Raw genomic sequence first — 19687 nt, forward strand, 5'->3', positions numbered from 1 at the left:
GGGGTGTGCCGGGGCGGAGGTCAGGGAAGAATGCGCGCCGTGATCGTGGACTGTGCCATCTACCGCGACGGGCGCCGCAGCGAAGGCCCGTCGGACTTCTCCGATGCCCTCGACGAGGCGCGGGCCACGGGTGACGCCTTCCTGTGGATCGGGCTGCACGAGCCGACGGAGGAGGAGTTCGACCACGTCTCCGCCGAGTTCTCGCTGCATCCGCTCGCCGTCGAGGACGCGCTCAAGGCCCATCAGCGGCCCAAGCTCGAGGTGTACGACGACTCGCTGTTCGTGGTCCTCAAACCCGTGGTGTACGAGCCGGAGAGCGACTCCGTGACCACGGGCGAGCTGATGGTCTTCATAGGCGACTCGTTCGTGGTGACGGTCCGGCACGGCGAGGGTGCTCCGCTGCACGCCGTCCGCGAACGACTCGAGGCGGAGCCGGCGGTGCTGAGGCACGGCCCGACCGCCGTGCTGTACGCGGTCAGCGACGCCATCGTCGACCACTACATCGATGTGGCGGCCGAGCTTCAGGTGGACCTGGAGGAGATGGAGACCGAGGTCTTCGAACCGGCGCGCAGGGACGCGAAGAACACGGCGGCCCGGATCTACACGTTCAAACGGCAGGTGCTCGAGTTCCGCCGGGCGGCAGGGCCGCTGGCGGCGCCGATGGCCCGGCTCGCGGGTGCGGGCGTGCCGTTCGTCCATGAGCACGCGCAGCCCTTCTTCCGGGATGTCAGCGACCACCTGACGCGGGCGAACGAGCAGGTGGAAGGGCTGGACCGGCTGCTGTCGGACATCCTGTCCGCCCACCTCGCCCAGATGGGCGTGCGGCAGAACGACGACATGCGCAAGATCTCGGCGTGGGCGGCCATGGCGGCGGTGCCGACGATGGTGGCGGGGATCTACGGGATGAACTTCGAGCACATGTGGGAGCTCAAACAGGTGTGGGCGTACCCGGCGGTGCTCGTGCTGATGGCGGGTGCCGTCTACGGGCTCTTCCGGCTCTTCAAGCGGCGCGGCTGGCTCTGATCTTCTCGTGCCCTGCCCGCTCGGGGCGGCGGTCAGCGTCCCGTCCCGGGTGGCACGGCCGCGGGACTGAGATAGGCGCGGAGCTCGGGACGGGACGGGAGTCCGGGCAGGGTCAGCGGCCGCCAGCCGCGGATGAACGACGGAGGCCGGTTGCGGCCCTCCACCACGTAGGCCACCGCCCGTTCGTCGCCGAGCCGTAGGAGCCCGGCCCGGGTGATGCTGCCGTCGTGTCCGCCGGTCTGCCGGGACGCGCAGCCGGCATGGAAGGCGAGCGGGGGCGCCACGCTGCCGCTGACCACGCACGGTGGCCGCACACCGTTGCGGTGCAGCTCCGAGACGATCCTGTCGAAGGCCTTCCGGTTGACCCGGCCGCGCTCCAGCGTGCCGTTCAGCACGGCGTACTGGATTGCCAGATGGCCGACGAGTGCCAGGCCCAGCACGACGGCCGCCGCGGCCCGCGGCCGCGCGCTCGCGGCGATCCGCCCCAGGCACACCGCGACCGGGAGCGCCAGCAGCGCGTACGCGGGCAGCATGAAGCGCGGCGCGGCGTAGCCGATCAGCAGCAGGTACGGCACGGCCAGCACCAGCCCCGCGAGGGCGGGCACCAGCACGGCGGAGGGACGCACGGCGGTCGGGGCCGTGGTGAAGGGGCACCGCCTGCGTGCGGCGACCAGTGCGCCCCCGGCGGCCAGTGGCCACAGGACGAGGAACCAGACCGCGGTGACCGGCTTGCGCCACGGTACGTCGCAGGGGCGGCAGAGCGCCCGGCCTTCCAGTGCGCGCAACTGGTCGTCGACGGCGAAGTGCGGGCCCAGGTGTCCCTGGATCTCGCCGGCCCGCCGCAGCCGGGCGAGCAGCCCGTCGTAGGCGACGTAGGCCTCGACGATCCACGGCAGACAGCCGACGACGGTGCCCGCGACGAGCGCCACGAGCAGAGCCGGCCGGCGGGCCTCGCGGGTCAGCAGTGCGACGGCGGCGAGCGGCAGCAGGAGCCAGACGGCGTCGCTCGGCCGCATGAGCGCGACGAACACCAGGCCCGCGCCCGTGCCGACGAGCCCTGCCCGGTCGGAGGGGTCCCTGGCCGCCCGCAGGAAGCAGCCGACCGTGAACAGCGCCCCGAGCGCGACCCAGAGGTTGGGCATGACCTGCGGACCGTAGAACACGGTGATCCACAGGCCCGCGAACAGGCCCCCGGCGAGGGCGAGCACACGAGGGGGAAGCAGCGTCCGCCACACGGCCAGGGCGGCGAACAGGCCGGCGCCCGAGAGCACCGCGAGGAAGACGCGCAGCACCCCGAGGGAGGAGGTCAGAACGGTCACCGGAGCGACGAGGAACGTGATGCCGCGGGCGCGCGGGGCACTGAAGAAGGCGGCTTCCGATCCGCGTGAGACCTGGCTGACGTAGACCGACTCGTCCCAGCCGAGGCCCGTACCCCGGACGGCCAGGGCGAGTTGGACCACCGTGTACGCGACGGCGACGGCGCCGATCCACAGCAGTCCGTCGGCCGCGCGGCGTTCCGGGCCCGGCCAGATCCGGGCGCGGGGGCGGACGGGCGCCAGGGCCGGGGTCCGGTTCACATCAGAAGGCGGGAGCCGGGGTGGCGGGGCCGTCGAGGGCGCCGCGGCGCTCCGGCATCCTGAGGTCGACCATGCGCCGCCAGTCGCCGAGGCGCTCGTACGCGTGCATCGCGTGGATGCCCGCGGCCAGCGCGGCGGACTTGGCCTTGGGCCAGCGCAGCAGGTGTCCCATGTGCGCCATGACGGCGAGGCTCACATCGCGGTGGACCCGGATCTCGGCGAGCGCGCTCTCGCGCAACACACGCTGGATGGTGCGGCCGTGGCCGGCCGCGGCGAGACGCAGCAGTTCCTCGTGGCAGTAGGCGAGGTGGTTCGCCTCGTCGTCGCAGATCATCCTGATGGCCTTGCCGAGTTCCGGATCGTCGCCGAAGTACCTGACGAGCAGTTCCATCTGGTCGGCGGCCCGCTGCTCTGTGACCCGGCTGTGCGAGAGGTAGACGACGATGTCGTGCTCCGTCAGCCGCTCGTCACGGCGGAGTTTCTCGTGGGCGAGGCCGATGCCGCGCTGCTCCAGCAGCATGGTGTAGTCGGTCTCCGGCGGCACGGGGACGGGGTCCAACTGCCGCTTCTTGAGCAGGGCGTTGAACAGGCGGCCGTGCTTGTCCTCGTCCGCCCCGTGCCGGGAGATCCTCGGAGCCAGTTCACGCATGCTCTCCGGTACGAGCGCGGCGATGCGCCCGTTCTCCCAGCCTCCCTGCGTCTCGCCACTGGCGGCGATGGAGCAGAAGAGCTGGAACGTGTCGTCGCTGTCGACGATCTCCTGGAAGAGAATCCGGGCCGAGAGCATGACTGCCACCTCCGTCGGACCTTCGGGACATCCGCAAAGAACGAGTCAAATGCGAGACGTCGGCCCAGGCAACAGGTGGCGGGCCAACTCGCCCGAACGGACCAGGGGAAGGACACAGTCGGCAGTAACCGCCACGGCCGTCGCGCGTTGTACCGCGTGACGGCCGTGGCGGGGAAGACCCCCGAGCCCCCACCACGGCCGCAGACTTCCCGTGGCGGAGCCCCCTGTGGCCTCAGGCGAGGCCCGCGCGCTCCAGGGCCTCGGTTCCGGCGCGCAGGGCGCTGATCCGCTCATCGAGCGTGAAGCCCGCGGGGGCGAGGGTCAGGGTGGTGACCCCGGCCGCCGCGTAGGCCTGCATCCGGTCGGCGATCCGCTCCACGGGCCCGAGCAGCGCGGTCTGGTCGATGAGCGCGTGCGGGACGGCGGCGGCCGCGCCGGCCTTGTCGCCGCCGAGGTACTTGTCCTGGATCTCGGCGGCTTCCTTCTCGTAACCCATGCGCTGGGCGAGCTGGTTGTAGAAGTTCTGCTTGCGACTGCCCATGCCGCCGACGTACAGCGCGGTGTACGGCCGGAACATGTCGGCCAGACCGGCCACGTCGTCGCCGACGGCGAGCGGCAGGGTCGGGCAGACGTCAAAGCCTTCCATCGTCCTCCCCGCCTTCTCGCGGCCCGCGCGGATGTGGCGCAGCGCGGTGTCCTCGATGTGGTCGGCGGACGGGAAGATCAGCAGAGCGCCGTCGGCGATCTCGCCTGTCTGCTCCAGGTTCTTCGGGCCGATCGCCGCGATGTAGAGCGGGATGTGCTCACGCTGCGGGTGCACGGTGAGCTTGATCGGCTTGCCCGGCCCGTCGGGCAGCGGCAGCGTCCAGTGCTCACCCTCGTACGACAGGCGCTCGCGGGACATCGCCTTGCGGACGATCTCGACGTACTCGCGCGTGCGGGCGAGCGGCTTGTCGAACTTCACGCCGTACCAGCCCTCGGAGACCTGCGGTCCGGAGACGCCGAGGCCGAGCCGGAAACGGCCGCCCGAGAGCGAGTCGAGGGTGGCCGCGGTCATCGCGGTCATGGCCGGCTGACGGGCCGGGATCTGCAGGATCGCGGAGCCGACGTCGATGCGCTCGGTCTGGGCGGCGACCCAGCTGAGCACCGTCGGGGCGTCCGAGCCGTACGCCTCCGCCGCCCAGCAGACGTCGTAGCCGAGCCTGTCGGCCTCCTGCGCGACGGCGAGGTTGTCGCCGTCCATGCCCGCGCCCCAGTAGCCGAGGTTGATGCCGAGCCGCATAACCGCTCCCTCTTACTGATCAGTAACGTGCCTGTCTCCGGACTCTAGCGCGGGTGCGGTCGATCCGGCAGGGGCACGTTGTCCACAGGCTCTCTCAGGGTGGGCCCCTGGCCAGTAATCTCAGCGCCCATGGAGCAGAGGCATCTCGGCCGCACCGGCCTGCGCGTGTCCCGCATCGGACTCGGCACCCTGACATGGGGCCGGGACACCGACGAGCACGACGCGGCCGACCAGCTGAAGGTTTTCTGGGAGGCGGGCGGCACGCTGGTCGACACCGCCGACGTGTACGGCGGCGGGGACGCGGAGTATCTGCTCGGGCAGCTGGTCGAGCGGCTCGTGCCGCGCAGCGAGCTCGTGATAGCGACCAAGGCGGGCAGCGTGCCGGATCCCGACCGGCGCTTCGACGGCTCACGCGGTCACCTCCTCGCCGCGCTCGACGCGTCGCTGGCGCGCCTGGGCACGGACTACGTGGACCTGTGGCAGGTGCACGCCTTCGACCCGGACACACCACTGGACGAGACGCTCCAGGCGCTGGACATCGCCGTCAGCACGGGGCGCGCCCGGTACGCGGGCGTGTCGAACTTCTGCGGCTGGCAGCTCGCGAAGGCGGCGACCTGGCAGCTGGCCGCGCCGGGCGTACGCACCCGGCTCGCGAGCACGCAGATGGAGTACTCGCTGCTTCAGCGAGGCGTTGAGCGGGAGGTGCTCCCTGCCGCCCTCGACCTCGGGGTGGGGCTGCTGCCGTCGTCGCCGCTCGGGCGCGGAGTGCTCACCGGCAAGTACCGGACGGCCACGCCGGCCGACTCCCGGGGCGCGTCGGAGCAGATGGCGCCCTTCGTGGAGCCGTATCTGGACGAGGCGGCGAGCGGCATCGTGGACGCGGTCGTCACGGCGGCCGACGGCCTGGCGGCGACGCCGCTGGAGGTGGCGCTCGCGTGGGTGAGGGACCGGCCGGGCGTGGTGGCGCCGATCGTCGGCGCACGCAACGCACAGCAGCTCATGGCGGCGTTGTCGGTGGAGGCGCTTAGTCTTCCTGACGAGATCCGCCGGGCGCTCGACGATGTGTCGGCGCCCGTCCACCGCTATCCCGACCAGGACTGGAGCACGCTGTGACTGCGCCTTCCCGGGGGACACCCCCCGGTTCCCCGGCCGCGGGGCCGCCCGCCGACACCGCCGAAGAGGCGGTCGCGCCGGGTCCCGGCGGCTCGCTGCCGACCGAGGACGCGGGCGCCACGGAGGCGGCGGGGGGCACCGCGGCCGCCGACGCGGCGGGCGCGGGTGACGAGGCGGCAGGCGTCGCGGCCGCCGATGCGGGTGACGAGGCGGCAGGCGTCGCCGACGGGCTGGAGGACGACGCGGCGGGCGACGGCCTTGCCGGCAGCGATCCAGGCGCCGCCGACGCGCACGCGAGCGGGGCGACAGACCACTCCCCCGCCGAAGGCGAGGCGGACACGGGCGAGGTCGGCGCCGGGTCGGAGGACGCGGGCGTCCCGGAGGCGAGCCGCGACGACGCCACGGCCGACGGCGAAGAGGCGGCCGCCCTCAGGGCCGACAACGCGGAGGAGGCCCGCGCGGGCGGCAGTGACGGCTTGAAGGACGGCGTCGCGGGCGAGAGCCGCGACGACACAGCCGACGGCGACAAGGCGGCCGGCTCCATGGCCGACAACGCGGACGAGGCCCACGCCGACGGCGACGGGCCTGAGGACGACGACGCGAGCGGGGCGACGGATCACTCCCCCGCCGAAGGCGAGGCGGACGCGGGCGAGGTCGGCGCCGGGTCGGAAGACGACGGCACGGGCGTCGCGGACGAGAACGCCGCCGTCACAGCCGATGGGAAAGAGGCGGCCGGCGGCGGGGTGAGCGAGGCCGAGGCCGAGATCGCCGCGCAGCGGGAGCTCCGGGCGCGGATCGAGCAGCGCAAGGCCGAAAAGGAAGGGCCCATCGACAGCGGGGCCAAGCTGAGCGGCAAGGCGGCGGACCTGCTCGCCGCCGTGCGGGCCGTGGAGAGCGGCGAGAAGGCGGCCACCGCCTATTTCGATTCGTCCCCGCCCGAGCCGCGGCGGGCCGCTCCCGTCGCCGCCCCGCCCGTACGGGCCCGGGCCGTCGAGCCTGCGCCGGCCGCCGTCCCCGCGGAGGCACTCGCCGGCGCGCGGGCCGTGCTGCTCAATGGCGGCGCGCCCGAAGCGCTCGCCCCGCAAGTGGCCGAGCTGCTCGGCGAGTCGGCGGGCGAGGCGCTCGTTGAGGATCCCTGGCGGTTGCTCTCGGTGCCCGGCGTGCGGCCGGAGCAGGCGGACGGATTCGCGCGGGCGCTGCTCGGCGCGGAGGCGACCCCCGGCGACGAGCGCCGGACGTCCGCCCTCGTCACCTGGGTGCTGGAGCGTGCCGCGCTCCAGGGGCACACCGCCCTCGAAGCCTCGGCCCTGCACGCCGCGCTCGCCGAGCGGTCGGTGCCGGACCCGGAAGAGGCCGTGCAGCACGCGGTCGCGGACGGCACGGTGCTGGTCTTCCAGGAGGGCGTGGAGGAAGACGTTCCCGTCACGGTCCTCCTCGGACTCGATCGGTACGCCATGGCGGAGGAGAGCCTCGCGGACGGCCTGGCGAGGCTGATCAGGACCGGGCCTTCCGACGTCTGGGAGGGGGCCGGGCTCGTGCGGGCGGCGGGCGCGAACGGCCTGGTCCTCCACACCGGTGGCGAGGCCGCCAGGGCTGAGCCGGTGGCGCTCGCGGAGCAGGCCCGCGCCATGGGGCTGCGGGCGGCTGTGGCGGTGCACGGGGAGAACGGGGTGCGCCGGCTGGGTCCGGACGTCGGCGCGGTCACCGTCGCCGACCTGCTGTCGGGCGCCGCGGGGCCCGGCCGCGACGAGGACGGCGCTTTCGCTCTCGACCTGCTCGTCGTGCTGGACGCGCCGCAGCTCGACGTGGAGACCGCGGCGATGCTGGTGGAATCCATGCCCGACGGCAGCAGGCTGGTGCTCGGCGGCGACCCCGGGGTGCTGGGCGGCGCGGGCGCGGGCCGGGTGTTCGCGGACGTCCTCGCCGCGCGGGTGTGTCCGCAGGTCGCGTCCCGTACGCCCGACCCCGGCCCGCTCGGGGAACTGGTCTCGGGAATCGGCGTCGGAGAGCTGAACCAGGTCGAGGCCCCCGGCAAGGAGGTCGTGATCGTCCCGGTGCGCGACGCCGGCGAGGCGGTGCACCGTACGGTCCAGCTGGTGGCGGACTCCGTGCCCCGGGCCATCGGGGTTCCGGCGGAGCAGACCCAGGTGATCACCGTCGGCCACGGCGGCTCCGCCGGGACGCGTGCCCTCAACGCGGCGCTCAAGCAGCGCCTGAATCCGGGAGCAGGCCGCTTCGCCGGCTTCGACCCGGGCGACCGGGTCGCCCATGCCCAGGCGCTCGGCCGGACGGTCACCGGCACGGTCGTCTCCGCCGGCCCCGACGGACTGCACCTCGACTGCGAGGGCACGAGGACCGTCGTGCCGAGGGAGCGGGTGGAGTCCGCGCTGCGCCACGGCTGGGCCCTCACCGCGCACCAGGCGGCGGGCATGCGGTGGCCCGCGGTGGTCGTGGTGCTGCCGGGCGACGCCGCCCAGTCCCTGAGCCGGCCGTGGGTGTACACGGCGTTCGGCCGGGCGGAGCGCCATCTGTCGGTGGTGCACGGCGTGGACCAGGCTCTGCCGCGCGCTGTCGCGGAGCAGCCCGGAGCCGAGCGCACCACCAGGCTGCGGACGCTGCTGGAGGGCCAGCTGGCGGAGCCGGCGCCGGGCGGGGCAGAGTGACGGCCCCCGGCCCGTGGCGACCGCGCGGTCGCCACGGGCCGGGGCCGGGCCGTACCGGTGGAACAACGGCCGGATCCGTCCGGCGGCCCGGGGGGGGCGTCACGGACGGGTGCGGGCGGTCACGGACAGACGCGGGCGGTCAGTCCTCGTCGTGCAGGTCCAGCGGCTCCTCGCGCAGCTCGTCCTCGTCGAAGACGGAGCTGACGTCGAAGCGGCAGACGACCCGCTCCGGGTCGGCCTGGTCGAAGGGAACGCTCAGCCACTCGCCGGGCTCCGGAAGCTCGTCCGCGGCGGACACCCACAGCGTGGAGTCGCCCTCCTCCAGACCGAACTCCTTGTGCCGGGAAGCGATTTCGTCCGGTTCGTACTCACCGAAGAGCACGCCGAGGGCGGCGTGCACGCTCGTGCCGACGACCGGGGCGCCCGCGCCCACTTCGTCCGGATCGACGTCCGCGATGCGCTGCGCCTGGGCGAGCAGCCGCTGCGGCTCCACGACCGCGTAGTCACGGCGGATCAGCACGCTCAGCGCGTTCGGCTCCTCGGGGCCCGCGTACGGCGGCAGCGAGTCGTCCGCGCCGGGGATCTCGAAGGGGGTGACCTCGTCGTACCGGTCGTAGAGCCGCTCGTCGTACGCCTCCGCTGCCGCGGCGAGCGCGTTGAACGCGTCGTAGACGGCCGGGTCGTCGTCTCCCGTGCGGTTCTCGACCGCCTCGAGGTGACGGTCCAGTGCGGCTTTGACCGCCTCGGCGGCGGCACGTACCTCGGCAGCGGTGGGCTGCGCAGCATCAGACATAGTGCAGACGCTATCCGTACCGGGGCGGTGCACGCACAATAGATGCGATGCCGGAATACGAATTTGTCGACGTGTACGTGCCGCGCGGGGTCTCCCGCAAGGAAGCGACCCGTCTGCTGACCGACCATGCCGAGTACGGACACTGGGAGTTGGACCGATTGAGCCTGCACCGGGACGGCAGCCGCAGAGTGCGGCTGCGCCGGCGCATCATCCGCCAGGTACGCGCCACCTGGTGATCGCGAGCAGGTACAGGAGCAGGTACAGGAAAGGAGCGGGCCCGCGATCGCGGGACCCGCTCCTCGACGTACCGCGGTACGGGACAGGGCCGTGGCCGTGCCCGTGACCGCCGTGGCTCCGGCGTGCGCCTACGCGGCCGCGCGGGCCCTGCGGTAGAGCACCGCTCCGGCGAGCAGCAGGCCGACGCCCGCCGGTGCCAGGATGTCCAGCGCGTCCATGCCGGTCTCCGCGAGCTGACCGTCGCTGCCACCGGGCGTGACGCTCTGGGGGCCCGGCGTGTTCGGCTCGGCCGGGGTCCCGGGGGTTTCCGGAGTCTGCGGCTTGTTGGGCTCTTCCGGCTTGTTCGGCTCCTCCGGCTTGTTCGGCTCCTCCGGCTTGTTCGGCTCCTCCGGGTTGCCCGGCTCCTCCGGGTTGCCCGGCTCCTCGGGGTTGCCCGGCTCCTCGGGACCAGGCGGGGTGCCGCCCGAGTCGTTCGTGCAGTCGTTGCCGAACGACGGGTTGAGCAGACCACCGAGGTTGATGCTGTTGCCGCAGGCGTTGACGGGCACGTCGATCGGCGCCTGGACCTGGTTGCCCGAGCCGACGCCGGGCGAGTTGCTGACGCTGCCGTCGGCTCCGGAGCCGCCGCCGCCGTTGTGGCCCGACCCGGAGACGTTGGCGCATTCGTTGCCGAACGTGGGGTTGAGCAGCCCGACGACGTCCACGGTGTTACCGCAGGCGTTCACGGGAACGTGCACCGGAGCCTGGACCGAGTTGCCGGACAGCACGCCCGGCGAGTTCGACGCCTCTCCGTACGCCCCGGAGTCCGCCTGGGCGTAACCGCCGCCGAGGGCGAGTACGCCTCCTGCGGCGGCAACGGTGATCAGGCCTTTGCGCGTGACCTGTCGCATGTCTTGATGCCCTGCCTTCCAGCTTCACGAATATCCCTGGGCACACGCCGAGGGGGTTGGAAGAAGCGGGCGGCTCCGGAGTGCATGGCACGCACTCCGGAGCCGCCCGGATTCACTCCCGGCCTCAAGTGGGCCGGAACGCAACGTCAGGCGTTGACGCAGGTGTTGCCGAAGGCAGGGTTCAGCAGGGCGATGACATCCACCGTGTTGCCGCAAAGATTCACGGGCACGTGCACCGGCACCTCGACCAGGTTGCCCGACAGCACACCGGGGGAGTGCACAGCGGCACCGTGGGCGCCGGAGTCAGCCATGGCCATGCCCGCACCCGCGAGCACCAGACCACCGGCGGCAGCCGCAGTCGCGACGACCTTCTTGATCATTATTCCTCCTGTTGGCAAATGCGGTCCCAGCCGCGGACCGCATCACCTGTAACGAGGAGGAGGCACCGGGGCTACGAGCCGTAACCCCCATTCACTCTTTCAAGTCACATACGCACGCGTAGGCGATTATCGGAGCGTCATCCCAGCAGCCCGGCCGGCCGCCAGGGCGGACGAGTTCAGCACTGGTCGATGAACCGGTCGAGGACCCGCACGCCGAACTTCAGGCCGTCCACCGGCACCCGCTCGTCCACGCCGTGGAACATGCCGGCGAAGTCCAGCTCCGGCGGCAGCTTGAGCGGGGCGAAGCCGAAGCAGCGGATGCCCAGGTCGTCGAAGGACTTGGCGTCGGTGCCGCCCGACAGCATGTAGGGCACGGCCCTTGCGATCGGGTCCTCCGCCTTCAGCGCCACCTGCATCGCGTCGACGAGCGCCCCGTCGAAGCTGGTCTCCAGGGCCTTGTCGCCGTGCACGTCCTCGCGCCTGACCCGGGGGCCCAGCAGCCGGTCCAGTTCGGCGAGGAACTCCTCCTCGTAGCCGGGCAGGAAGCGCCCGTCCACGTGCGCGGTCGCCTGGCCGGGGATGACGTTCACCTTGTAGCCGGCGCCGAGCATGGTGGGGGCCGCGGAGTTCCGAAGGGTCGCGCCGACCATCTTGGCGATGCCGCCGAGTTTGGCGAGCGTGGCGTCCATGTCCTCCGGGTCGAGGGGCGTTCCGAGCGCGTCGGACAGCTCGTCGAGGAACGAGCGCACGGTCTTGGTGACCCTGACCGGCCAGGTGTGGCGGCCGAGCCGGCCGACGGCCTCGCACAGCTCCGTGATGGCGTTGTCGTTGTTGGTCATGGAGCCGTGGCCGGCGGTGCCGTCCACGGTCAGGCGCATCCAGTGCATGCCCTTCTGCGCCGTCTCGACGAGGTAGAGCCGCAGGTTCTCGTTGACGGTGAAGGAGAAGCCGCCGACCTCGCCGATGGCCTCCGTGACCCCTTCGAACAGGTCCGGGTGCTCGTCGACCAGGTACCGGGCGCCGTAGGTGCCGCCGGCCTCCTCGTCGGCGAGAAAGGCCAGCACGATGTCGCGCGGGGGCTTACGGCCGCTGCGCAGCCTGTCCCGTACGACCGCGAGGGTCATCGCGTCCATGTCCTTCATGTCGACGGCGCCCCGGCCCCACACGCAGTCCTCCGCGATCTCGCCGGAGAACGGGTGGTGGGTCCAGTCGTCCGCGTTCGCGGGCACGACGTCGAGATGGCCGTGGATCAGCAGGGCGGGCCGCGAGGGGTCCTCGCCCTCGATGCGGGCCACGGTCGAGGCACGGCCCCGGTGCGACTCGAGGATCTGCGGCTCCAGACCGACCTCGGCGAGTTTCTCCGCGACGTACTCGGCGGCCGCGCGCTCGCCGGGACCTGAGTGGTCGCCGTAGTTGCTGGTGTCGATCCTGATCAGCTCACGGCAGAGATCGACGACCTCGTCCTCGCCCGTGACCGCCCGGGCCGTGTTCGACTCGCTCACGCTGATTCCTCCCGCTGTCGCTGCTGGTGGTCCGCCTCATCCTCTCGTCATCACGCCCTCCACCCAAGGGCCGGTCCCCGGCCGTCGCAGCGGCCGTCGGGTGAACCGGGGGTGTGATCGAGGGGGTCCGAATGTTTGCTATGGTTTTCCACGTCGGAACGGCCCAGGGCCGCGAGACAGACACCTTGTCCGGGTGGCGGAATGGCAGACGCGCTAGCTTGAGGTGCTAGTGCCCTTTATCGGGCGTGGGGGTTCAAGTCCCCCCTCGGACACCATCTAGATCCCCACGGAATTCCGTGGGGATCTTTTTGTTGCCCTGTGCCCCCTCATCCCCGCTCCCGAGTGATCGCGGCCGGTCCCGCCCGCCCCGACGCCGACCAGGACCACCATCGCTCCGGGGTCCGGGTCTTCCCCGAGCGCCACGACGAACCCCAAGTGCGCCGTTCCGCATGGCGTGGTCCTTCCACGGGCCCGCCGGCACCGGTGCTAGCATCCATCGACCGTCCAGACGGTCGGTCGACGAGTCCGACGAATCCGACGGATCAGTACGAGAGACGGGCGGGACCGTGCGCGATCGACTCCTCGACGCCGTGGAACGGCTGCTGGTGAAGGGCGGCGCTGACGCGGTCAGGCTGGACGCCGTCGCCGCGGAGGCGGGCGTGAGCAAGGGGGGTCTGCTGCACCACTTCCCCAGCAAGCGCGCCCTGGTCGAGGGCGTGGTGCAGCGGCTGGTGGACCGGTTCGAGGCGGTGCTTCCCGGTCCGGACGCCCCGCCCGGCGCCTACACCATGGCCTGGCTCGACTCCTCGATCCCCGAAGTGACACCGGAGCCGGGCGCCACCGGCCGCGAGGAGGTCCCCGTAGCGCTGCTGGCCGCGGCGGGCGGCGCCGAGGTGCTCGACGTCCTCCGGCGCCACTACCGGACCTGGCAGGAACGACTGGACGCGGACGGCCTGCCGCCGGGGGTGAGCACGCTGGTACGCATGGCCGTCGACGGCTGGTGGACGGCGCGCCTGCTCCACCTCGCCCCGCCGCACGGTGCGGCACATGTCGAGCTGCGCCGGCTCGTCACCGATCTCATCGCCACGGGTCGCGCCGGCACCGGTCCGGCGAACACCGGCCCAGCCGGTGCGGTTCCGGTCGGCACCGGTCCGGCCGGCGCCGGTCCGGCCGACACCGCCGGGGAGGCGCGCTGATGGGGGTCCTGCTGGTCGCGGGAGCGATCATCTCCGAAGTGATCGCGACCCTCTCGCTGCGTGCCTCGCACGGCCTGACCCGCCTCGGCCCCACCGTCCTGGTGGTCATCGGCTACGGTGTCGCTTTCGTCATGCTGGCGCAGGCGCTCAAGACGCTCAACGTCGGCCCGGTGTACGCGATCTGGTCGGGCGTGGGCACGGTGGGCGCGTTCCTCGGCGGCGTCGTCCTCTTCGACGAACCGGTCAGACCGGCGACGCTCATCGGCATCGCCCTCGTCATCATCGGGGTCGTCGTGATGTACGTCGGCGGCGGGATGGAGCACTGACGCGCCAGGACCGGCTGGGCGCGCGGGCGGTCCTGGCCCGGCCCGGACGCTGCCGGCGTCACCGTGGCAGCGGACCCATCCGGTCTACAGTCTCGTCGTGAGACGCAGAAACCGACCGCACCTGCCCGCGCCACTTCCCCAGCGCGACGGCATCGATCCCGTGCGGCTGCGACTGCCCGAGGACCCTGACGGGGCCTGGCCGACCGTGCGTGACCATCTGCTGGCGCGGTACGGGGCCGCCATCGGCGCGGAGAGAGTCGACACGATGGTCCGCGAAGGGCGTTTCGTCACCGCGGACGGGCCCGTCATCGACGACGAGCCCTACACGGCGGGACGGGATCTGTGGTTCCACCGTGACTTCCCCGAAGAGGAGCGGGTGCCGTTCGAGATCGGCCTCGTGCACCGCGACGAGCACGTCGTGATCGCCGACAAGCCGCACTTCCTGGCCACCATGCCGCGCGGAAGCCACGTGCGGGAGACCGCGCTCGCCCGGTTGCGCCGGGACCTGGAGCTGCCTGCGCTGCAGCCCGCGCACCGGCTGGACCGCCTCACGGCCGGGCTGGTCCTCTTCGTCGTACGGCCCGGCGACCGGGGCGCCTATCAGACGATGTTCCGGGACCGGCGGGTGCGCAAGGAGTACGAGGCCGTGGCGCCCCACGACCCGGCCGTGGCACTGCCGCGTACCGTGCGCAGCCGCATCGTCAAGGAACGCGGGGTGCTCGCGGCCGTGGAGGAGCCGGGAGAGCCGAACAGCGAGAGCCGGATCGAGCTGCTCGAGGTGCGGGACGGGCTCGGCCGGTACCGGCTGCTGCCGGCCACCGGCCGTACCCATCAGCTACGCGTCCATATGAATGCCCTGGGGCTGCCGATCCTGCACGACCCGCTGTATCCGGTGGTGCTGCCCGACGGCCCCGACGACTACGCCCGTCCGCTCCAACTCCTCGCGCGTGGGCTGGAGTTCACCGATCCGGTGACCGGTGAACCGCGGAGCTTCCGCAGCCGGCTGGAGTTCGTTCAGTGGCCGCGGTCGATCCACTCCTGAAGGTGCGGCGCCTCCGCGCCGATGGTCGTCGTGTCGCCGTGGCCGGTACGGACGACCGTCTCCGGCGGCAGGGTGAGCAGGCGGTCCCGGATCGAGTCGACGATCGTCGGGAAGTGGGAGAACGACCGGCCGGTGGCGCCCGGTCCGCCCTGGAAGAGGGTGTCGCCGGTGAAGACGGTGGTGAGCTCGGGGGCGTGGAGGCAGACGGCGCCGGGGGCGTGGCCGGGTGTGTGCAGCACGGTCAGACCGGTGCCCGCGACGCTGAGCACCGCTCCGTCCACGAGTTCGCCGTCGGGGGCGCGCTCCGGGTGGGTCTGCTTCCACAGCGGCAGGTCGTCGGGGTGCAGCAGGATCGGTGCGCCGGTGGCGGCGGCGAGCGCGGGGGCCGCGTCGATGTGGTCGTTGTGCGCGTGGGTGCAGACGACGGCGCGCAGCGTACGGCCGCCGAGCGCGGCCAGGATCGCGTCCGCGTCGTGCGCGGCGTCGACGACGATCGCCTCGTGGTCGTCGCCGACGATCCAGACGTTGTTGTCGACGTCCCAGGTGCCGCCGTCGAGCGAGAAGGTGCCGGAGGTGACCAGATGATCGATACGGGCCGCCATCAGAACTGCACCACCGATCGCAGTACGTCGCCCTCGTGCATCCGGGCGAACGCCTTCTCGACGTCGCCGAGTCCGATGGTCTCCGTGACGAACGCGCCGAGGTCGATGCGTCCCTGCTGGTGCAGGTCGATCAGCATCGGGAAGTCGCGGGAGGGCAGGCAGTCGCCGTACCAGGACGACTTGAGCGACCCGCCCCTGCCGAAGACGTCCAGCAGCGGCAGTTCGATCTTCATCTCGGGGGTGGGCACGCCGACGAGGACGACGGTGCCGGCCAGGTCACGGGCGTAGAAGGCCTGTTCGTACGTCTCCGGCCGGCCCACGGCCTCGATGACGACGTCGGCGCCGAAGCCTCCGGTGAGTTCGCGGATCGCCTCGACGGGGTCGGTGGAGGCCGAGTTGACGGTGTGGGTGGCGCCCATCTTCTTCGCCGTCTCGAGCTTGCGGTCGTCGATGTCGACGGCGATGATCCGGGCGGCCCCGGCCAGCCGCGCGCCGACGACCGCAGCGTCGCCCACGCCGCCGCAGCCGATGACGGCCACCGAGTCACCGCGGCCCACCTGGCCGGTGTTGATGGCGGCGCCGATGCCGGCCATCACACCGCAGCCGAGCAGTCCGGCGACCGCCGGGGAGGCCGCCGGGTCGACCTTGGTGCACTGCCCGGCGGCGACCAGGGTCTTCTCCGCGAAGGCTCCGATGCCGAGCGCGGGCGAGAGCTCGGTGCCGTCCGTGAGGGTCATCCTCTGCCGGGCGTTGTGCGTGTCGAAGCAGTACCAGGGGCGCCCGCGCAGGCACGCGCGGCAGCGGCCGCACACGGCACGCCAATTGAGGATCACGAAGTCGCCCGGCTCCACGTCGGTGACGCCCTCGCCGACCGACTCGACGACGCCTGCGGCCTCATGGCCGAGCAGGAACGGGAAGTCGTCGTTGATCCCGCCCTGCTTGTAGTGCAGATCGGTGTGGCAGACCCCGCACGCCTGCACCTTCACCACGGCCTCGCCCGGCCCCGGGTCGGGGACGATGATCGTCTCGACCCGTACCGGCTCGTTCTTCCCGGGTGCGATCACACCTTGCACCTGCTGCGGCATCGCGGAACCTGCCCTTCCTCGTGGAGTGGACGTCGCCACCCACTATGGACTGTTCGAGTACCGGGCAGGGCACGGGCACGTCGAAGGCCCCCGCGGGACGTGCCCGCGGGGGCCTTCGACGGGGTTTCGAGGCGAAGGGTCAGAGTTCCTTGCCCGCGGCGGCCACGGCGCGCACCCGCTTACGGACCAGGAACCAGCCGCCGACCAGCGCGGCCGCGATCAGCGGCAGGCAGTTGACGGTGGTGCGGGAGATGCCCTCGTCCATCCACATCAGGACGACGACGGAGCCCAGGAAGAGCAGCGTGACGATCTGCGTGTACGGGGCCCAGGGCAGCTGATACGCGGGCCTGGTGACGCGGCCGTCCTGGGAGCGGTGCCAGAACAGCAGCGAGCAGACCATGATCATCGCCCAGGTGCCGATGATGCCGATCGAGGCGAAGTTGAGCACCAGCTCGAAGGCGTCGCCCGGCATGACGTAGTTGAGCAGCACGCCGAGAACACCGAAGGCGGCGGTGAGCAGAATGCCGCCGTAGGGAACGCCGCCCTTGTTCATGACGCCGGTGAACCGGGGCGCGGAACCGGACATCGACATGGAACGCAGGATGCGGCCGGTCGAGTAGAGGCCCGAGTTCAGGCTGGACAGGGCCGCGGTCAGGACGACCAGGTTCATCACGCCGGCCGCGCCGGGGATGCCGAGCTTGTCGAAGACGGTGACGAAGGGGCTCTCGTCGCCGGAGTACGCCGTGTACGGGAGCAGCAGCGCCAGGAGGACGACGGAGCCGACGTAGAACAGGCCCACGCGCCACATGATCGAGTTGATCGCGCGGGGCATGATCTTCTCGGGGTTCTCGGTCTCGCCGGCGGCGACACCGCACAGCTCGACGGAGGCGTAGGCGAAGACGACGCCCTGGATGAGCAGCAGCATCGGCATGAAGCCGCTCGGGAAGATGCCGCCGTTGTCGCTGATGGTGGAGAAGCCCGGGGTGTGGCCGCCGATGTCGTGGGAGGTGACGACCAGGTAGATGCCGATGAGCATGAATACGACGAGCGCGGCGACCTTGATGATCGCGAACCAGAACTCCATCTCACCGAAGTACTTCACCGAGATGAGGTTGGCGGTGAGGACCACGGCGAGCGCGATCAGGGCCAGCACCCACTGCGGAACGTCGCTGAACATCGCCCAGAAGTGGGCGTAGGTCGCGGCCGCGGTGATGTCGGCGATGGCGGTCGTCGACCAGTTCAGGAAGTACAGCCAGCCCGCCGTGTAGGCGCCCTTCTCGCCCATGAACTCACGGGCGTAGGAGACGAAGGCGCCGGAGGAGGGCCGGTAGAGCACGAGCTCGCCGAGCGCACGCACGACGAAGAAGGCGAAGACGCCGCAGACGGCGTAGGCGATGAACAGGGAGGGGCCTGCTCCGGCCATGCGGCCACCGGCGCCGAGGAAGAGCCCCGTACCGATGGCGCCGCCGATGGCGATCATGTTGATGTGCCGCGACTTGAGGTCCTTGCGGTACCCGACGTCTCCGGCGTCCACGTGGGGGGAACCCGTCGCGCCGGCGACGGGCGTATCGGCCGCAGCCATGGTGCGGTCACTCATTGAGGTTGTTCGCCTTCGTGAGGGGGTGTGCGGTACCCGGCCTGCGCCGGCGCCTTCCCAGGGGTGAAGGAAGGGGACGCCCCGGCCCGGTTGCGGGCATGAATGGCCCAAGGGCTCATCGTCAGGGCAACCCTGGGATTTTGGCAGTGGCGAACCTCACTCAGACAGACATCTGAGGTATTTCAGAGGTTTCGACAAGGTAAGCCAGGTCGTCATGAAGTTCAGGGAGCGAGTACGTCCAGCTCCTGGAGGGCCCCGACGGCGATCTCACGGGTGAGACGCTCGGCTCTTTCCGCGTCGCCTTCGCGAACGGCCTCCGCCACCTGGACATGCAGCGTCACCGCCGCCGGGTCGGGGTCGTCGAACATCACATGGTGGTGGGTACGGCCCGCGAGGACCTCGGCGACGACATCCCCGAGCCGCGCGAACATCTCGTTGCCGGAGGCGTTGAGCACCACCCGGTGAAAGGCGATGTCGTGCTTCAGATACCCCTCGAGCTGCTGGCCGCGGGAGGTGGCGACCATGCCGAGGGCCTCCTCCGTCAGCGCCGCGCACTGCTCGGGGGTCGCGTGGACGGCGGCGAGTCCGGCCGCGACCGGTTCCACCGCGGAGCGCAGCACGGTCAGTGAGCGCAGCTGGCGCGGGCGGTCGGCGCCGGCCAGCCGCCAGCGGATGACGCGGGGGTCGTAGACGTTCCACTCCTCGGTGGGACGCACGGTGACGCCGACGCGGCGGCGGGACTCCACGAGGTGCATGGACTCGAGGACGCGGACCACTTCACGGACGACCGTGCGTGACACGTCGAAGCGCTGGGCGACCTCGTCGGTACGCAGCACGCTGCCCTGCGGATACTCGCCCGCCGTGATGGCGAGACCGAGGGTGTCGAGCACATGGGTGTGAAGCCCTCGGCCTTCTGTGGTCATGGGCAAAGCCTACGGGGCGTGGATCACATGGACGCCCGCGGGAACAAAAAGTATGACGTTTATGTCTCAGCCTCTTGAATACGTCGTACCTAATAGGTTTCAGTAGCGCGACGGACCGACGTCGAGCGGTCGACGAGGACAGCGAGGCACGTAATGAGCACCCCCCACGTCGTCGTGGTGATGGGCGTAGCAGGAACCGGCAAGACCACGATCGGCCCCCTGCTCGCCGCCGCCCTGGGCGTCCCCTACGCCGAAGGCGACGACTTCCATCCCCCGGCGAACATCGCCAAGATGACGGCCGGCGTCCCCCTGGACGACGCGGACCGCCGCCCGTGGCTCGACGCCATCGGCACGTGGGCCCATGGCCGGGCCGGGCTCGGCGGAGTGGTCTCCAGCTCCGCGCTCAAGCGTGAGTACCGCGACAGGCTGCGGGCGGCAGCGCCCGACGCCGTCTTCCTCCACCTCACCGGCAGCCGCGAGCTCATCGAGCAGCGGATGGCGGAGCGCAAGGGCCACTTCATGCCCACGGCGCTGCTGGACTCCCAGTTCGCGACCCTCCAGCCGCTGGAGGAGGACGAGGCGGGCGTCGCCGTCGATGTGTCCGGAACCCCCGAAGAAATCACCGAACGGGCCGTCGCCGCGCTGCGCGGGCTCGAAGACTAAGGAATC

The 19687-nt window shown here is 71.6% G+C and carries 19 protein-coding genes and 1 tRNA gene; 9 read left to right on the top strand and 11 right to left on the bottom strand.

Features of this window, described 5'->3' with window-relative positions:
* The first annotated feature begins 30 nt into the window (after positions 1-30).
* Positions 31-1023 (top strand): magnesium and cobalt transport protein CorA, encoded by a 993-nt coding sequence (locus tag ACTMTU_RS29420; protein ID WP_441266471.1) that lies wholly within the window; start codon positions 31-33, stop codon positions 1021-1023.
* A 32-nt stretch (positions 1024-1055) separates the two neighbouring features.
* Here the strand turns inward: ACTMTU_RS29420 and ACTMTU_RS29425 are convergent, their stop codons facing one another.
* The 3 genes from ACTMTU_RS29425 to ACTMTU_RS29435 form a co-directional block, all read right to left on the bottom strand.
* Positions 1056-2600 (bottom strand): hypothetical protein, encoded by a 1545-nt coding sequence (locus tag ACTMTU_RS29425; RefSeq protein WP_441266472.1) that lies wholly within the window; start codon positions 2598-2600, stop codon positions 1056-1058.
* A 1-nt stretch (position 2601) separates the two neighbouring features.
* Complete coding sequence (locus tag ACTMTU_RS29430) at positions 2602-3387, bottom strand: ferritin-like domain-containing protein (RefSeq protein ID WP_441266473.1); 786 nt, start codon at positions 3385-3387, stop codon at positions 2602-2604.
* Positions 3388-3619: 232 nt separating this feature from the next.
* The gene (locus ACTMTU_RS29435) at positions 3620-4669 is read right to left on the bottom strand and encodes an LLM class F420-dependent oxidoreductase (RefSeq protein ID WP_364601397.1); all 1050 of its coding nucleotides are present in this window, start codon (positions 4667-4669) and stop codon (positions 3620-3622) included.
* Positions 4670-4798: 129 nt separating this feature from the next.
* On the opposite strand from ACTMTU_RS29435, the gene ACTMTU_RS29440 reads away from it, so the two are divergent.
* Together ACTMTU_RS29440 and ACTMTU_RS29445 are read left to right on the top strand one after the other, a co-directional pair.
* Entirely contained in the window at positions 4799-5782 is a 984-nt protein-coding gene (locus ACTMTU_RS29440; RefSeq protein ID WP_441266474.1) for an aldo/keto reductase, read from the top strand.
* Positions 5783-6324: 542 nt separating this feature from the next.
* Positions 6325-8445 (top strand): helix-hairpin-helix domain-containing protein, encoded by a 2121-nt coding sequence (locus ACTMTU_RS29445; RefSeq protein WP_441266596.1) that lies wholly within the window; start codon positions 6325-6327, stop codon positions 8443-8445.
* A gap of 139 nt (positions 8446-8584) precedes the next feature.
* Here the strand turns inward: ACTMTU_RS29445 and ACTMTU_RS29450 are convergent, their stop codons facing one another.
* A complete protein-coding gene (locus tag ACTMTU_RS29450) occupies positions 8585-9238 on the bottom strand; it encodes a hypothetical protein (RefSeq protein ID WP_441266475.1) in 654 nt (217 codons plus the stop codon).
* A gap of 47 nt (positions 9239-9285) precedes the next feature.
* On the opposite strand from ACTMTU_RS29450, the gene ACTMTU_RS29455 reads away from it, so the two are divergent.
* Positions 9286-9474: a DUF5703 family protein gene (locus ACTMTU_RS29455; protein WP_005319466.1), complete on the top strand. Its 189-nt coding sequence runs from the start codon at positions 9286-9288 to the stop codon at positions 9472-9474.
* Positions 9475-9603: 129 nt separating this feature from the next.
* Here the strand turns inward: ACTMTU_RS29455 and ACTMTU_RS29460 are convergent, their stop codons facing one another.
* The 3 genes from ACTMTU_RS29460 to ACTMTU_RS29470 all read right to left on the bottom strand — a co-directional run bounded on the left by ACTMTU_RS29460 (position 9604) and on the right by ACTMTU_RS29470 (position 12247).
* Positions 9604-10365, bottom strand: a complete 762-nt coding sequence (locus ACTMTU_RS29460; protein WP_441266476.1) for a chaplin — start codon at positions 10363-10365, stop codon at positions 9604-9606.
* 146 nt (positions 10366-10511) lie between these two features.
* Positions 10512-10745: a chaplin gene (locus ACTMTU_RS29465; RefSeq protein ID WP_441266477.1), complete on the bottom strand. Its 234-nt coding sequence runs from the start codon at positions 10743-10745 to the stop codon at positions 10512-10514.
* A 176-nt stretch (positions 10746-10921) separates the two neighbouring features.
* Complete coding sequence (locus ACTMTU_RS29470; RefSeq protein ID WP_159693568.1) at positions 10922-12247, bottom strand: M20/M25/M40 family metallo-hydrolase; 1326 nt, start codon at positions 12245-12247, stop codon at positions 10922-10924.
* Between the two features lie 187 nt (positions 12248-12434).
* Between ACTMTU_RS29470 and ACTMTU_RS29475 the strand changes: the two genes are divergently transcribed.
* The 4 genes from ACTMTU_RS29475 to ACTMTU_RS29490 all read left to right on the top strand — a co-directional run bounded on the left by ACTMTU_RS29475 (position 12435) and on the right by ACTMTU_RS29490 (position 14811).
* Positions 12435-12522: transfer RNA gene (locus ACTMTU_RS29475), tRNA-Leu, on the top strand.
* 291 nt (positions 12523-12813) lie between these two features.
* Positions 12814-13443, top strand: coding sequence for a TetR/AcrR family transcriptional regulator (locus ACTMTU_RS29480; protein WP_441266478.1), 630 nt, complete (start codon positions 12814-12816; stop codon positions 13441-13443).
* Complete coding sequence (locus ACTMTU_RS29485; protein WP_441266479.1) at positions 13443-13769, top strand: DMT family transporter; 327 nt, start codon at positions 13443-13445, stop codon at positions 13767-13769. Before ACTMTU_RS29480 ends, ACTMTU_RS29485 begins: the two co-directional genes overlap by 1 nt.
* A 97-nt stretch (positions 13770-13866) precedes the next feature.
* Entirely contained in the window at positions 13867-14811 is a 945-nt protein-coding gene (locus ACTMTU_RS29490; RefSeq protein ID WP_441266480.1) for a pseudouridine synthase, read from the top strand.
* On the opposite strand, the gene ACTMTU_RS29495 is transcribed toward ACTMTU_RS29490, so the two are convergent.
* The 4 genes from ACTMTU_RS29495 to ACTMTU_RS29510 all read right to left on the bottom strand — a co-directional run bounded on the left by ACTMTU_RS29495 (position 14784) and on the right by ACTMTU_RS29510 (position 19018).
* Positions 14784-15413: an MBL fold metallo-hydrolase gene (locus ACTMTU_RS29495; protein WP_441266481.1), complete on the bottom strand. Its 630-nt coding sequence runs from the start codon at positions 15411-15413 to the stop codon at positions 14784-14786. The two genes, ACTMTU_RS29490 and ACTMTU_RS29495, sit on opposite strands and share 28 nt — an antisense overlap.
* Positions 15413-16498, bottom strand: coding sequence for an S-(hydroxymethyl)mycothiol dehydrogenase (locus ACTMTU_RS29500; RefSeq protein WP_441266482.1), 1086 nt, complete (start codon positions 16496-16498; stop codon positions 15413-15415). Before ACTMTU_RS29500 ends, ACTMTU_RS29495 begins: the two co-directional genes overlap by 1 nt.
* Positions 16499-16637: 139 nt before the next feature.
* Positions 16638-18095: an amino acid permease gene (locus tag ACTMTU_RS29505; RefSeq protein WP_441266483.1), complete on the bottom strand. Its 1458-nt coding sequence runs from the start codon at positions 18093-18095 to the stop codon at positions 16638-16640.
* A 221-nt stretch (positions 18096-18316) separates the two neighbouring features.
* The gene (locus tag ACTMTU_RS29510) at positions 18317-19018 is read right to left on the bottom strand and encodes a FadR/GntR family transcriptional regulator (protein ID WP_402249966.1); all 702 of its coding nucleotides are present in this window, start codon (positions 19016-19018) and stop codon (positions 18317-18319) included.
* A 153-nt stretch (positions 19019-19171) separates the two neighbouring features.
* Between ACTMTU_RS29510 and ACTMTU_RS29515 the strand changes: the two genes are divergently transcribed.
* Positions 19172-19681, top strand: coding sequence for a gluconokinase (locus ACTMTU_RS29515; protein ID WP_441266484.1), 510 nt, complete (start codon positions 19172-19174; stop codon positions 19679-19681).
* Positions 19682-19687: the final 6 nt, after the last annotated feature.

Source organism: Streptomyces sp. OZ13, from assembly GCF_052068155.1.
Taxonomy (GTDB): domain Bacteria; phylum Actinomycetota; class Actinomycetes; order Streptomycetales; family Streptomycetaceae; genus Streptomyces.